We start from the raw sequence: 13,566 nt of genomic DNA on the forward strand, positions 1-13,566 counted from the left end.
AAAAATCGCTGTTACCGTTTTCCATTAAACCATTACCAATGATGACAAAGATGGTTCATTATAGTAATATAACGCAAAGTGAATATGTTAGAATAATCACAATGGTTAAAAATTATGAACAGCTTACCTAGATGGAGTTGAGCACCTTGAAGAAAATCTTATCACATCTGAAACCTTATCGTTTACATATGATTGTCGCTTGGTCCCTCATGTTGATTGAATTGGCAGTTGAATTGATGCTCCCATTCTTTCTCGGAAAAATGATTGATGAAGGTATTGTGACTCAAAATATGGATACGGTCATTAAATGGGGCGTTTTAATGCTCGTGCTTGCAGCGTTTTCATTTATTGCCGGGATGCTGAATTCGTTCTATTCAGCTTATGTCACTTTCCATTACGGTTACGATATCCGACAACGGCTTTTTGAAAAAGTTCAATCGTTTTCCTTCAAAAATCTACACCATTTTCCGACATCCGGTTTGATCACACGCTTCACCAATGACGTTCGTATGGTACAAAACGGGATTTTCATGGGACTTCGGATTATGCTTCGAGCACCCCTTTTAGTCATTGGCGGTGTTCTCATGGCGTTTCTCGTCAATTGGCAAATTTCTTTAGTCTTTTTGATTTCTGTTCCTGTACTTGTTTTATTAATTTTGTGGGTCATCAAAAAAGCGAGTCCTCTTTTCACAAAAGTGCAAGTTCGGTTGGACCGCGTCAATCGGGTCATGCAAGAGAATTTGTCTGGCATCCGCTTGATCAAAGCATTTTTACGAAAGAATTTTGAAGAGAGTCGATTTAAAGAAGTCAATACAGAGCTTATGAACCGGACGAAATCAGCTTTGCGTTTGATCGAATCGTCCATGCCCGTTCTTTTATTTGGCATGAACATGAGTTTGTTGGTCATTTTATGGTATGGCTCAACTGAAGTCCAGGCAGGACAAGCACAAGTCGGTGAAGTCGTCGCCATCATCAATTATGCACTACGGGTATCGATGGCCATTACGATGTTTGGATTTTTGACAATGGCTTTATCACGGATGAAAGCATCTGCCGATCGGCTTCAAGTCGTCATGGATGAAGAAGTCGATTTACTCGAAAAATCCAATGCAGAAAAGGATCTGAAAGTAACTGCTGGGAAGGTTGAATTTTCAAAAGTTGATTTTTATTATCCCGAAACAACGAATAAAGTACTGGACCATGTATCGTTTACCACCCAACCGGAGGAGCGTATCGCGATTATCGGTGCAACAGGTTCAGGTAAATCGACGCTATTTCAGTTAATTCCTAGGCTTTATGATACAACGGGTGGTCAAGTGAAGATTGATGATGTCGATGTTCAGGATTATCCTTTAGACACACTACGAATGGCGATTGGCTTCGTTCCGCAGGCGCCTTTATTGTTCACAGGTAGTATTGAAGAAAATATTCGCTGGGGAAAAAATGATGCTACGAAAGAAGAAATCATCCAAGCCGCTAAAGACGCTCAAATCCATGAGACAATTATGGAACAACCTTTAGGTTACGAGACCAAAATCGGCCAAAAAGGCGTCAATCTGTCCGGAGGTCAAAAGCAACGTGTCTCTATTGCCCGAGCTTTGATTCGCAGTCCAAAAGTTCTTTTGCTAGATGATAGTACAAGCTCGTTAGATTTAAAAACAGAATCTAAACTTCTTCAGGCGATCCAAACTTATGGGTGTACAACATTCATTGTGACGCAAAAAATCGACACGGCCAAGAGCTGTGATCGCATCATTTTAATGGATGAGGGACGTATTTTAGCAGAAGGTTCACATGATGAACTCGTTGATACATCTGAACTTTACCAAAACATTGTCGCATCACAAGTTGGAGATGAGGATTTATATGCTTAAACAGCTACTGGAACCATTTCGACAGCAAAAAATAGATTTATCAGAAGCAGAACGCGTCACCGATGAACGGGCAAAACCAAAAGTACGGAATTGGAAAAAGACGGTGCGTCAAATCTTCTCTTACTTATTGGCGGAAAAATGGATGCTTCTGCTTGTTACCGTCATGGTTGCTCTAAGCTCCGGCTTTGCCATTCTCGGTCCGTATATGATTGGAACGACAGTCGATGAGTACATTGCTGTCCAGGAGATGTCAGGGATTAACCGTATGCTTTTTTGGTTATTTCTCGTCTATCTAGGCTACTCCATCGCGATGTTTTGCCAGCATTTTTTCATGATTGGCATCGCCCAAAACACGGTATACACCATCCGCTCGGAGTTGTTTGAGAAGCTACACACATTGCCGATTCCTTTCTTTGACAGAAGGCAGCAAGGTGAAATCATGAGCCGGGTAACCAATGATATCGATAATGTCAGTAACACATTAAACACGTCCATTATTCAAATTTTATCCAGTGTCCTCACGCTGATCGGGACAGTCAGTGTCATGGTCTATCTCAGTCCATTACTGGCACTGATCACCATGTCCATCATTCCAATTATGGTATTTGGCATGAAGTGGATCACAAGTAGGACTGGCCCGTTGTATAAAATCCAACAGCAACGGCTTGGACATTTGAACGGCTATGTGGAAGAAACGATATCAGGCCAACGGATTATTAAAACATTCTCTCAAGAGGAGCGAGTGACTGACGAATTTGAACAAAAAAATGATGACGTGCGGAACTCAGGCTATTGGGCAGGTACGATCTCTGGATTCATTCCGAAGCTAATGAACATGTTAAATGTGCTTAGTTTCGCTTTGATTGCTTTTATCGGTGGTGTGTTTGTATTGAACGACATGATAACCGTCGGAACCATCGTGATATTTACTGAATTGGCACGTCAGTTCACACGACCGTTAAACGAGCTGTCCAATCAGTTCAACCAACTATTGGCTGCCGTAGCTGGAGCCGAACGAGTTTTTAATATTATGGACGAAGACGGCGAAGAACTTGATGAAGTAGACGCTAATTCAATCGACGTACCTAAGGGTGAGATTGAATTTAAAAACGTCACTTTTTCTTATAACCCTGACGAACCAATTCTAAAAGGAATCAGTTTTACTGCAGACCCTGGCAGCACAACTGCTTTTGTCGGACATACAGGGGCCGGCAAAACAACAATCATTAACCTCATTGCTCGATTCTACAATTATGACGATGGGGAAATATTGCTAGATGGAAAAGATATAAAAAGTATTAAACGGAATAGCTTACGGAAACATATGGCGTTCGTTTTACAAGATGCTTTTTTATTTGAAGGCTCCATTCGTGAAAATATTCGTTATGGAAAGTTGAATGCAACCGATGATGAAGTTGTCGAGGCAGCTAAAAATGCCAATGCGCATGACTTTATCTCGAAACTTCCGGAGCAATACGATACGCCAATTGATGCGGATGGCATGAGTATCAGTCAAGGGCAGAAGCAACTAATTACCATTGCACGCGCGCTTTTGGCAGATCCGAAAATACTTGTACTGGATGAAGCAACAAGCAGTATTGATACGGTAACAGAAATTAAAATTCAGGAAGCGTTAAAACGTTTGATGGAAGGTCGGACCAGTTTTGTTATTGCTCATCGCTTGAACACCATTAAATCAGCCGATCAAATCATTATGCTCGAACACGGAGAAATTATCGAGAAAGGAAGTCATGACGAACTAATATCACAAGGCGGCCGGTATGCTGAGCTTTATGAAACTCGGCTAGAGGAACCAGGATAATAATTTTCAAATCAAATAAACATACTAAAATTAGTGGGTAAGATCATCGACGGATGACCTTACCCACTATTTCTGTTTATACGATATAGTGAGGCCGGAACAATTTTCATAGCGCTGGTTAAAGCACTTTGTTCCACCCTCGTTTTTCTCATAAATAATACTCATCCGTCGTTTCATCAATGGCCTCGATGCGCTCTAGCCATTCTTCATTCATAAACTCTTTCATCTCATCTATTGGAACTTCAACCTCTGGCATGCCTGCCACACCTGCTGTAACTTCGTATTTATCAAATTTAACGACCAAGTTATGATCGCGAATAAAAACATTCGAGAAGTCATATTGATCTTGATTTAACCATTCCTGTAACTGGTCTTCCATAATATAATTCGAATAATAATCAGATGCTCTCAAATTCTTTTCAACTAACTCAAAGAACTTGTCTTGTGCTTCAAATGGCTGATCAAATAAATCAATCGGATCCACAAAATCCTCGGTTAACAGGTCGACCAAATAAACGGAAGATTTTTGATCGAAATTGGCTCCGCCTGTATAGGTTTCTTCAGCCATAACGACAGAAAAGAATTCTTCTCCACTTTTATAAAGATCGGTCGTTACAAAATAGGCTCCTTGGTGTGATGGAGATACATTACCACTGTGTTCGAGTAATGCAATGAAATGTTCTATACGCTGTTCGGCTTCCTCATCAAAGAACTGATCGATTGCTTTTACCCCGAACAATGGTATTTCCACCTGTAGTTCATACGTTTTAGCTTTTTCATTCAATCGTTTGATCTTTACCTCTTCAAAATCTGTATCGACAATTTCATCTTCAACGTTGTTTTTACTCATGACTGGTAGTGCTTCTTCATACTCGATTGATTCCGTTTTGTCCCAGCCAAATAAATAGCCGATAGACATACTAATGATTAACGCGATCACAAAATAAGGTATTGTTTTATCTTTCATGATGTCTTCATCCTCATCTGTTCATTTATCCTTAGTTAGCCCAACAGATTCGAGGATTATACACGTTAAAAAATAAGTGAATTTACGAACTATGTACCCAAATAATGAAAGGCAGTGGCTCGCGTGCCACTGCCTTGGTATTTTACTTATTAGCCATCATTTTTAACGTCAGAATCTAAGTCATCACCATCTGCGTCTCCTGATCCTGTGTCAGGTTCAGCACCTTCAGACTCCATGTCGGATTCTGTGCCAGCACCTGTGTCGGAATCGGTACCTTCAGATCCCATATCGGAATCTCCTTCAGTTCCTGTTGAACCAGTGTCTGTGGAACCTGTATCTGTTTCACTAGAACCTGAATCTTCTTCTGTTGGTGTTCCAGTGTCTTCATTCGTTGCTGGGTCCTCTTCACCAGAGTCTCCACCGCAAGCTGCTAAAGTAAGAATTAGCGCAAAAAATGAAGTCATAAATAGTTTCTTCATGAAGTAACACTCCTTAAAATGATTTTTTCTTGGTGTTGCGTCGTGCTAATACATTAATAACCGTTCTGAACAATACATAAACGCATGTTAATGAATTGTAATGTATTCCTTGTTTAACTCGAACGAAAGTCCTTTTGAACGATTGTATATTAAATATTTTTCCCTTAAATTTAGGTAGATATACACCGTTTGTTTTACGATGATTTTTCAACCATGAGAAACATCTTAAACATCCAACGATTATGTAATATATTTTTTTAAAAAAGTCGTTTGAAATGGTTGTTCTTGGACTGTTAGCGAAAAATATTGGTATGATAAAAAGACAAACATTAAAAGAGGTTTTTCTATGTCGGATCGTTTTCAGAAAGCTCAATTTGCATCGATTATCGGGATGGTCGCCAATGTAATCCTAGCCATCATCAAAGGGATCGGTGGAGTTCTTGGCGATAGTCGTGCATTAATCGCCGATGCTCTCCACTCTGCTTCTGATGTCATCAGTTCAATCGCCGTATTGGTCGGTGTCCGTGCCGCACAAAAACCACCTGATTCAGAACATCCCTATGGACATGGTAAGGCTGAAAACATTGCTACCTTGATCGTATCGATGTTGTTGATTGTTGTTGGGTTTGAAATTTTAATGGATGCCGTCTCTGCCATTTGGTCTAATGCTAAACAATCAACACACCCACTGGCATTATATATTGTTGTCTTTTCCATCATCGTTAAAGAAGCTTTATTTCAATATAAAAACCGTTTAGGGAAAAAAATCAAAAGCCAAGCAATCATCGCAGATGCTTGGCATCATCGGTCAGATGCGATTTCTTCAGTCGTTGCTCTCGTTGGTATTGGATTAGCAATGATTGGTGACCGCTATCAAATTTCTTATTTAACTTATTTCGATCCAATAGCCGGAGCAATCATTGCTGGAATTATTATGTGGATGGGTTTTAGTTTAGGAAAAGAGGCCGTTAGAATTTCACTCGAAATTGTTCTAGACGAAGAAGAAACGGAAAAATTTAATCAAACAGTGAAACAAGTCAATGGCGTTAAGAGAATTGATTCTTTGCATGCGAGGTCACACGGTTCTTATGTTATAATTGATACTAAAATCAGCGTTGATCCCACAATCACAGTCGATGAAGGTCATGCGATTTCGGCAAGAGTGAAAGAAATATTAATGAATCATTTTGAAGAAGTGCATGATGTCCATGTTCACGTCAATCCGTATTATGATTGAACAACAAATTGAATAATAACTTTTTAGGAGAGGAGAATGAACGATGAAGAAAGCATACTCCACCAAAGAAGCACCAGAAGCAATTGGACCTTATTCTCAAGCAGTTGAAGTAGGTGATCTCGTCTTTATCTCAGGACAAATACCACTTGATCCAAAATCGATGGAGATTGTCAGTGAAGATGTTGCAGATCAGACACACCAAGTCATGAAAAACTTGGAAGCTATCCTGAAAGAGGCTAACTTACAGTTTAAAGATGTAGCGAAAATGACTATTTTATTAAATTCCATGGATGATTTTGCGACAGTGAATGAAATTTATGCGAGTTATTTAGAAGAACCTTATCCAGCTCGTGCTGCCTTTGAAGTCAGCCGCCTTCCGAAAGATGTAAAAGTAGAAATTGAGGCAATCGCAAGTAAATAAGCACAAAAAGACACCATAGATTTCTTTTCTGTGGTGTCTTTTTTCTCAAATACCCTCAACCAATTGATAATATCCAACAAAAACAAACCACTCTCGATAGCTTACGACAAACGCCACAAAACCTAACACATCAATTCCAAACAGTTATTTATACATAATTAGTTAATTGAACCCAATAAATAAATCTTATTTATTTATAATCATTATTATTTACAAACCAATTTAAATATATTATGATAAGTATACAATTCAATGAAGGAGGATTTTAATCAATGGATCAGAATAAAAAACGACTGACAACTTCTAGTGGTGCTCCTGTAGGGGACAACCAAAACTCTGTTACTGCTGGTAATCGTGGACCTGTACTATTGCAAGACGTGCATTTACTGGAAAAACTTGCACACTTTGACCGCGAGCGTATTCCGGAGCGTGTCGTTCACGCAAAAGGTGCAGGAGCTTACGGCTATTTTGAAGTGACAAACGATGAAATATCAAAATACACAAAAGCAGACTTTTTAAACGAAAAAGGGAAACGTACGCCGATGTTTATCCGCTTCTCAACAGTTGCTGGTGAACTAGGCTCGGCTGATACTGTCCGTGACCCGCGTGGTTTTGCGGTGAAGTTTTATACGCAAGAAGGAAACTATGATTTAGTCGGTAACAATACACCGATTTTCTTTATTCGTGATGCCATTAAATTCCCTGATTTCATTCATACACAAAAACGAAATCCACAAACAAACTTGAAGGATAAAAATGCTGTATGGGATTTTTGGTCTCAATCACCAGAATCCATGCACCAAATCACTTACCTTCACGGTGACCGCGGTATTCCGGCGACTTACCGCCATATGAATGGATACGGAAGCCACACGTACAAATGGGTAAATGAAGAAGGAGAAGCGTTTTGGGTTAAATATCACTTCATCAGTGACCAAGGCGTCAAAGGATTGGATGTAGATCTCGCAGACGAACTTGCAGGAACAAACCCTGATTATCATACAGAAGATTTGTTCAATGCAATCGAAGCTGGTGACTACCCTTCTTGGACTTTATATGTACAAATCATCCCATTTGAAGATTATAAAACGTACAAGTGGGACCTATTTGATGTCACCAAAACGGTTAGTCAAAAAGATTATCCGAGAATCGAAGTAGGAAAAATGGTATTGAACCGCAATCCGCAAAACTACTTTGCAGAAGTTGAACAAGCTGCTCTATCTCCAGCACATTTCGTACCTGGAATTGAAGCATCCCCTGATAAAATGCTTCAAGGACGTTTGTTCTCCTATTCCGATACACAGCGTTACCGTTTAGGCGTCAATCATGAACAGCTCCCTGTTAACCGCCCAATTGTTGAAACACACAATTACCAGCGCGGCGGAACCATGCAATATGGTCATCAGGTAAGTTCTGTCAATTATGAACCAAATAGCTATGACTATGAGCCAAAAGAAGATTCATCTGTAGTCATGGATCCATTCGAAGTTGAAGGCCATGCGGACAGTGTTGCGTATGATTCCGATGATCATTACACGCAAGCAGGTGATCTTTACCGTCTAATGAGCCAAGATGAGCAAGATCGTCTAGTTAAAAACTTCGTCGATCATATGAAACCTGTAACAAGGGATGACATTAAACTCCGTCAAATTGGTCACTTCTACAAAGCAGATCCAGATCTAGGTACACGTGTTGCTGAAGGTTTAGGATTGGAAGTACCAGCTGAAGTTAAAAGTGAAGTAACCGAATAACGCTTAATTTTTTACGATCCACTCTCTCAATTCCAGCTGCACCGTTGCAGCTGGAATTTTTTATTGATTGATTTATTTCTCGCCCAATAAAAAACCAGACTGGGAAGAATTCCAGTCTGGTCATTTTTCATATAAACGATGTTGCATACTTAGTAACCACTATAAGAGTCATTATGAAACTTTCCGCTTGCTTGATATAAATACTTTTCTGGAACGGCTTCTTCAATCACAGGGAATAATTCACGTTCTTCCAAACGAATGTGTTCATCCAATAAGTGACCCAATAAGTTCAGTTGTTCATGATCAGCCTGTTGATTGTTTCGGATTGCTGTAATCAAGCCTCGAATTTCCGCATGTTGATAGAGAACTTTTTTGACCAAATCGACATTGGGTTCACTCTCAAAACGTAAGTACAACGGAATGAGTACTTCCTCTTCATCTCGGAAATGTTCATTCCCGTCCTTTTCCCAAAATTCAACAAGCTCACGTAAGACAATCTTATACGTCTTCTCACCTTTACTTGTTCCTATGTCCTTTAAATCTTTTGAAATTACTAATGCATGATGATGATGATGTGATAATGGAAAGAGTCCTTCGTGTCGTTTCACGTAACATACCTCCTCATTGTTCTATACCCGGAATCCGAATTGTTTATGTTATACTTTTAAATAAGAAGTCAGACAATAACTAGAAATCATCTATTCTCAACTTAGCAAACAACGGAGCAGAAAGGAAGGATTTTCATGAATCAAGCAAAGACTCTACAAGATATCATGTTTGAAGAGATCGAGCTTTGTGTCCGGACGACTCAGAATTTATTGTTGCACATTAAGGATACCGATTGGGATTATCGCCCAGCTGAGAACATGCGGACACTAAGAGAACTTGTAATCCACCTTGTTTCTATTCCAGCCACAGATCTTTATATCTTAAAAGAAGAACCATTAGAGAAGGTTCGAGAGCTTGAAAACAAATATAGTCAATTACAAACTCCAACGGATATGGGTGTGGTGTTTGAAGAAGGTTACCATGCACTTTATGAATATATGACCTCTTTGTCTGAAGAAGAATTTTTCACGAAAAAAACGAAAGCATTTTATATGGAAGATGGCCATACACAAATACAATGGTTAGCTGAGATCCAGTCTCATGTCTTTCACCATCGTGGCCAATTCTACAATTATTTAAAACAATTACAGTATGATGTGACAATGGCTGATCTATACGCCTAATGTTTTTAACAAAAGCAGACACCGATATCGGTATCTGCTTTTTTGTTTTTACCAGTATTTGAACCCGCTAGATCCTGGTGGTGAGTTATTGATAATGTCGATAATCGGTAAGGTGTACGCAATGAAAATCAATGCAAACACGATTCCAATCCAAAGTTTCCAATTTTCAAGCCAGTTTGGCGTCTGTTGTGTCGGATTCAATTCTTCGGCAATTGGGAATTCCTCGTTGCCTTTCGGTGCGAAGAAAGCTAGATTGATCAAAACGATGACAAAGAGTACTAACGAGATGACCAACAATGTTCCACCGACTGCGTGAGCCATTTCATACGCTCCCCATGAAGAGGCGACTTCATGACCATTGTAACTAGTCATTTGCGTACGTCTTGGGTTTCCGAGTAGCCCTGAAATATGCATGGCAGAAGACATGATTCCCATGCCGACAGCCCAAAGAACTGTTTGATAGATTCCAATCTTATTCATCTTCTTCGTTAAGATACGGCCTTTCAAATGTGGAATGATCCAATAACTGATTCCGAAAAATGTTACTGCAACCGTTCCACCGACTGTGATATGAAAGTGCCCTGTGACCCAGATCGTATTATGGACGATTTGGTTTAATTGGTGGGAAGCGTTAATGATTCCACCTGCACCTGCTGGAATGAAAATTAACATCCCCATGAAAGGTGCCAAGAATCGCACATCGCCCCACGGCAACTTTTTAAACCAACCGAACAGCCCTTTTCCACCTTTTTGACGTCCTGCAATCTCGAATGTTGAAAACAATGCGAATGCAGTCATTAATGATGGTAGAATAACAGCAAATGTTAAAATGACTTGGAAAAATTTCCATCCTTCTCCAATTCCTGATTCAAGCAATTGGTGGTGAAATCCTACCGGAATGGAGAACAAAATGAATAATACAAATGAAAACCTTGCCAATTGATCACTGAATACTTTTCCGCCAATAATTTTTGGTACCATAACGTACCAAGCCATATAAGCTGGCAGCAACCAAAAATAGACGAGCGGATGACCAAAATACCAAAATAATGTTCTTGTTAACGCGACGTTAATTGTATCCGTCCAACCGAAAGCCCAAGGTAGGAACTGGAATAGAACAGCTGCGACTACACCGATCGTAGCGATTAACCATAGAACTAATGTTGCTACTGCCATATAGGCAAGTAATGGCGTTTTCTCGCCAGGGTGTTCTTTTTTCCATAAACGATATCTACTGATCACCGCGAATGCGCCAAAATAAGTTCCGATAATAATCAATGCTAAAGCAATATAGAAAAACGGTGAAGCTTGTAATGGTGCATAAAACGTATATAGTACAGTGGCTTTATTTAAAGCAATCATTAATGCAGCCAATACCAATCCACCAGTTAACAACCAGAAACCAATCCAACCGGCTTTCCGTTGTTTGTTGGTGAATTCTCCAGTCGACTTCGCAACACTTGCGTAGAAAAATCCAAAGATAAAATACGTTGTAAACACTAAAGCCATGACCACTCCATGGCCGGTTAATATTTGATAATAGTTGATCCATGATGGCAATGTAATTAATTCACTTCTTACTAAGGTTTGCAGGAGTCCAAGCAACCCGGCAAATAATATCGATCCAAAAGCAACATAAAAATGAGCTAAACTTAATCGTGCGTCCAATCGATTGATTTTCATTTATATCACCTCCAAGTTTGTGCTCATGAAGTGATGACCTGTTCCACAATATTCATTACATAAGATTAGATAAGAGCCTTTTTCATTAAATGTGTAGGTCATTGAGTTTACGTGTCCCGGTGTTACCATCATATTTGCAGTCGTTCCAGCAATTTCAAAGCCGTGAACAACATCAAGGGAAGTAGCTTTAATATGAACTGTTGCCCCTTGAGGAATTTCAATATCTCCAGGTGTAAAGCCGTATGATTGCAAAACCATAATCAATTCGTATTCATTTTCGCCAATCTGTTTCAATCCCGGTTCGTTAAATGGTGCAGATTCTGTAACCGTTTCAGGATCGACTAGCGTCATATCACTTGGTGCTCCTTGGTGTTCTCCCCCTTCTGCTTTTGAAAAGGCTTGAACGCCAACAATCGTTAAAAAAGAAATCAAAGTAATAATCCCAACAATCATCCAAATTTTTTCGAACTTATGCATATGCAGCATCGTTCGGTTCCCCCCATTCATCTGTTAGCTTGCTTGGTAAAGTACATAAACAGCTACCCACATAATGACAATGATGGCTCCAACAATTAATGAAGAAATAAAAGCCCCATTCAATTTAGGTTCTTCATCTTGGAACTCATTTTCAATTGCCTGGGTAGATTGAACATCCAAATCCTCGATTACAATGTAATCCTCATTTTTCTTGTACGTCTCATTTTTCACCGAATCTACCTTGCTTTTTGATTTGGCACCCATCATTTCTCTCCTCCCTTTTGTGTGGTTACTTTTATTGTAGAATCTTAAAAAACTCAAATTGTGATTTAAATCACAGTTTTGAGCGATTCCATGGAGGTTTTGTGAAGATAAGATGTCGATTGTGTGAAAACGGTTACATGAAAGGTTTTTTTGATTTTTGAAGCAATCGAGATGGTTATTCAAAGAGGATGTCGGTGGATAAACGGTTTCATGGTTTAACAGTGTTGGTCATAAAAAAAGAAACCCAGCAACTGCTGGATTTCTTTCCTTATTTTTTAGATCGAATTAATTCTAACCAATTCAACCGACTAGGTAACTCCCATTTTCGGATGATGGATAAAATACGCATCGTGACAATTGCCGAAAGCAGGATATATATTTCTGTTTGTGTATCTATTACACCAAGCCCTACGATAAATGCACCGAGAACAGCCCACATGGCGTAGATTTCTTGATGCAACACCATTGGTTTCCTGCCAGCCAACAGATCGCGAATAATTCCTCCACCACAACCGGTTAACACACCTGCAACGATAACTGCACTGAGCGGATATCCAGCCGCCAAAGCCAATAATCCTCCTTGCACTGCGAAAGAAGCCAACCCGATCGCATCAAAGAAGGCTCCCCATCGATTCCAGGTCATTAACCAATGAAAAGGAATAAAAAACATAATTGTCATCGTCACGAATGCTACAGTAAACAAAGTCCCCTGTGCCCATATATCTGAAATTGGCAACCCTACGAGTAAGTTACGAAATGCACCGCCACCAAATGCTGTCACATAGCCAAGCAAATAAACACCAAAAATATCATATCGCTCTTCCATGGCAACGATTGCTCCACTGATCGCAAAAGCCATCGTCCCAATAATATTCAAAACTTCCCATGTCATGCTGATCACCTATTTATCTACTATTCATATCAATTTTAAACCAGACGGCAAGCAAAAGAAATGATAATGGTTATTATTAATAGTAATGCGAGCTGATTGTAATTTAATTTCTTAGTATATTGTTATTAGAGAATTGATTGTACCGTTCTTGACTTGTTGTAAGAATTTTGAGAGGAAAATAGGTTGGTTGCTGGCTATTTAGGTAAAAAGACGAGATCAATTTAACCAGAATTTGCTGTTTATTTATAATTTAGGCGATTGGTGACTCTATTCGACCGAATCTCTCTCCCCTCTTATGATTCGGGCGTTTTGGAGCCTCCTATTCGACCGAATCCCTCTCTCCTCTTATGATTCGGGTGATTTGGAGGCTCCTATTCGACCGGTTCTCTTTCTCCTCTTATGATTCGGGCGTTTTGATGCCCCCTATTCGACCGAATCTCTTTCTCCCTTATGATTCGGGCGTTTTG

At 39.6% G+C, this 13,566-nt stretch carries 13 protein-coding genes; 6 read left to right on the forward strand and 7 right to left on the reverse strand.

The genetic code is table 11. The features are described from left to right. Nucleotides 1-146: 146 nt before the first annotated feature. Together KQ486_RS11900 and KQ486_RS11905 are read left to right on the forward strand one after the other, a co-directional pair. On the forward strand, nucleotides 147-1,874 hold the full coding sequence (locus tag KQ486_RS11900) for an ABC transporter ATP-binding protein (protein WP_216687737.1): 1,728 nt from the start codon (nucleotides 147-149) through the stop codon (nucleotides 1,872-1,874). Continuing rightward, nucleotides 1,867-3,696, forward strand: coding sequence for an ABC transporter ATP-binding protein (locus KQ486_RS11905; protein WP_216687738.1), 1,830 nt, complete (start codon nucleotides 1,867-1,869; stop codon nucleotides 3,694-3,696). Before KQ486_RS11900 ends, KQ486_RS11905 begins: the two co-directional genes overlap by 8 nt. A 148-nt stretch (nucleotides 3,697-3,844) precedes the next feature. Here the strand turns inward: KQ486_RS11905 and KQ486_RS11910 are convergent, their stop codons facing one another. Beyond that, entirely contained in the window at nucleotides 3,845-4,663 is an 819-nt protein-coding gene (locus tag KQ486_RS11910; protein WP_216687739.1) for an RsiV family protein, read from the reverse strand. A 149-nt stretch (nucleotides 4,664-4,812) separates the two neighbouring features. After that, nucleotides 4,813-5,142 (reverse strand): hypothetical protein, encoded by a 330-nt coding sequence (locus KQ486_RS11915; protein WP_144162409.1) that lies wholly within the window; start codon nucleotides 5,140-5,142, stop codon nucleotides 4,813-4,815. 346 nt (nucleotides 5,143-5,488) lie between these two features. Between KQ486_RS11915 and KQ486_RS11920 the strand changes: the two genes are divergently transcribed. The 3 genes from KQ486_RS11920 (at nucleotide 5,489) to KQ486_RS11930 (ending at nucleotide 8,551) form a co-directional block, all read left to right on the forward strand. After that, the gene (locus KQ486_RS11920) at nucleotides 5,489-6,379 is read left to right on the forward strand and encodes a cation diffusion facilitator family transporter (protein ID WP_144162406.1); all 891 of its coding nucleotides are present in this window, start codon (nucleotides 5,489-5,491) and stop codon (nucleotides 6,377-6,379) included. A 43-nt stretch (nucleotides 6,380-6,422) separates the two neighbouring features. Continuing rightward, nucleotides 6,423-6,800, forward strand: a complete 378-nt coding sequence (locus KQ486_RS11925; protein ID WP_144162403.1) for a RidA family protein — start codon at nucleotides 6,423-6,425, stop codon at nucleotides 6,798-6,800. A 272-nt stretch (nucleotides 6,801-7,072) separates the two neighbouring features. Further along, nucleotides 7,073-8,551 carry a catalase gene (locus tag KQ486_RS11930; RefSeq protein WP_216687740.1) on the forward strand — a complete coding sequence of 493 codons (1,479 nt, stop codon included), beginning with the start codon at nucleotides 7,073-7,075 and terminating at the stop codon, nucleotides 8,549-8,551. A 149-nt stretch (nucleotides 8,552-8,700) separates the two neighbouring features. Here the strand turns inward: KQ486_RS11930 and KQ486_RS11935 are convergent, their stop codons facing one another. Continuing rightward, the gene (locus KQ486_RS11935; protein WP_144162397.1) at nucleotides 8,701-9,159 is read right to left on the reverse strand and encodes a hemerythrin domain-containing protein; all 459 of its coding nucleotides are present in this window, start codon (nucleotides 9,157-9,159) and stop codon (nucleotides 8,701-8,703) included. 135 nt (nucleotides 9,160-9,294) lie between these two features. Here KQ486_RS11935 and KQ486_RS11940 point away from each other — a divergent pair, with 135 nt between their 5' ends. Beyond that, nucleotides 9,295-9,783 (forward strand): DinB family protein, encoded by a 489-nt coding sequence (locus KQ486_RS11940; protein ID WP_216687741.1) that lies wholly within the window; start codon nucleotides 9,295-9,297, stop codon nucleotides 9,781-9,783. Nucleotides 9,784-9,831: 48 nt separating this feature from the next. Here the strand turns inward: KQ486_RS11940 and KQ486_RS11945 are convergent, their stop codons facing one another. From KQ486_RS11945 to KQ486_RS11960, 4 genes are all read right to left on the reverse strand, one after another. Further along, entirely contained in the window at nucleotides 9,832-11,466 is a 1,635-nt protein-coding gene (locus KQ486_RS11945; protein WP_144162391.1) for a b(o/a)3-type cytochrome-c oxidase subunit 1, read from the reverse strand. After that, on the reverse strand, nucleotides 11,467-11,952 hold the full coding sequence (locus KQ486_RS11950) for a cytochrome c oxidase subunit II (RefSeq protein ID WP_370512030.1): 486 nt from the start codon (nucleotides 11,950-11,952) through the stop codon (nucleotides 11,467-11,469). 24 nt (nucleotides 11,953-11,976) lie between these two features. Continuing rightward, nucleotides 11,977-12,207, reverse strand: coding sequence for a hypothetical protein (locus KQ486_RS14425; RefSeq protein WP_144162388.1), 231 nt, complete (start codon nucleotides 12,205-12,207; stop codon nucleotides 11,977-11,979). 268 nt (nucleotides 12,208-12,475) lie between these two features. Then, nucleotides 12,476-13,099, reverse strand: coding sequence for a trimeric intracellular cation channel family protein (locus KQ486_RS11960; protein ID WP_144162383.1), 624 nt, complete (start codon nucleotides 13,097-13,099; stop codon nucleotides 12,476-12,478). Between the last annotated feature and the right edge of the window lie 467 nt (nucleotides 13,100-13,566).

It is taken from the genome of Allobacillus halotolerans, from assembly GCF_018967645.1.
Taxonomy (GTDB): Bacteria; Bacillota; Bacilli; order Bacillales; family Alkalibacillaceae; genus Allobacillus; species Allobacillus halotolerans.